The organism is Mangrovicoccus sp. HB161399, assembly GCF_013184745.1.
GTDB lineage: Bacteria > Pseudomonadota > Alphaproteobacteria > Rhodobacterales > Rhodobacteraceae > Mangrovicoccus.
Genome location: NZ_JAATVU010000241.1, coordinates 1 through 1259, shown reverse-complemented (window position 1 = coordinate 1259; position 1259 = coordinate 1). Strand labels below are relative to the sequence as shown.

The 1259-nt window shown below is 68.2% G+C and carries 2 protein-coding genes; both read right to left on the bottom strand.

The annotated features are described in order from the left end of the window. A partial coding sequence (locus HCC78_RS32595; RefSeq protein WP_172332826.1) for an IS66 family transposase occupies positions 1 to 1020 on the bottom strand: 1020 nt, incomplete at its 3' end. Between the two features lie 54 nt (positions 1021 to 1074). Then, positions 1075 to 1259: IS66 family insertion sequence element accessory protein TnpB (gene tnpB / locus HCC78_RS32590; RefSeq protein ID WP_172332825.1), on the bottom strand; the 185-nt coding region annotated here is incomplete at its 5' end.

Below are 1259 nucleotides of genomic sequence, written 5' to 3'. Positions count from 1 at the left end.
GCAATGCGCGACGGTGACCGGGGCGCCGCCCTTTCGGGACGGGCGCGCCAGACGGTTGTAGCCTGGATATCCGTCGAGCTGCAGGATGCCGTCGAAGCCTGCCAGAAACGTCTCTGCATGCTCGCCGCCGCGGCCGGGGGCGTAGAAATAGACGACGCCGGGCGGGTCGTCGCCGCCCCATCCCCTGTCATCGCGGGCAAGAGCCCAGAGATATCCCGTTTTCGTTTTCCCGCGCCCCGGATCCAGCACCGGCGCCGTTGTTTCGTCCATGAAGAGCTTGGTCGAGGCCTTCAGGTGCTCGGAGAGACAGTCCACCACAGGACCGAGGTGGAAAGCCGCGGTCCCGACCCATCCGGCCAGAGTGCTGCGGTCGATGGACAGGCCCCAGCGGGCGAAGATCTGGCTCTGCCGATATAATGGCAGGTGGTCCGCGTATTTGCCGACCAGCACATGGGCGATCATCGCCTCGGTCGGCAGCCCGCCCTCGATCAGATGCGCGGGCGCCGGGGCCTGGGTCACGCCGTCGGTGCAGATCCGGCAGGCATAGCGGGGGCGGATCGTGACGATGACGCGGACCTGCGCCGGAACGATGTCGAGCCGCTCCGTCCGGTCCTCGCCGATCTTGTGGAGCTGCCCGCATCCGCAGGGGCAGTCGAGGCTGGCGGGTTCGATGGTCTCCTCGATCCGGGGCAGATCGGCCGGAAGATTGCCGCGGTTGCGCTTCGCGGAGGGGCTCTTGCGAGGAGCATCCCCGGGAGTGGATGGCTCCGCCGCCTTCTGCGCCTCGACCTCGGCCACGGCCGTTTCCAGATCCTCGAAAGCCAGCTGCCGCTCGTCGTCGGAGAGCTTCTCGGACTTCTTCCCGTAGAGCGCCTGGTTCAGCTCGGCAATCAGGTGCTCCTGGCGGCGGGTGATTTCCTCCAGCTCGGCCACCCGGGCTGCCTGCGCCTGCAATGCCTCGAAGGCCGCCCGGTATTCCGGGGGCAGGACGGACAGGTCGAGATCGGCGGCGGGGGTCATGCATGCAGCATAGCCCGGAGCGCGCCACCGCAGGCGGGGAAACGTGTCCGCGAGTCATTCCGCCGCGGCGGGCCGCCGGGCCTCGAGCGCCTTCACCCGGCGCCAGTCGAGCCCGGCAAACAGCGCCTCGAACTGCGCCCGGTTCAGTGACATGATCCCGTCGGTCACGGGAGGCCAGGTGAACGTCGCCTCCTCCAGCCGCTTGTAGGCCATCACCAATCCAGTACCGTCCCAGAACA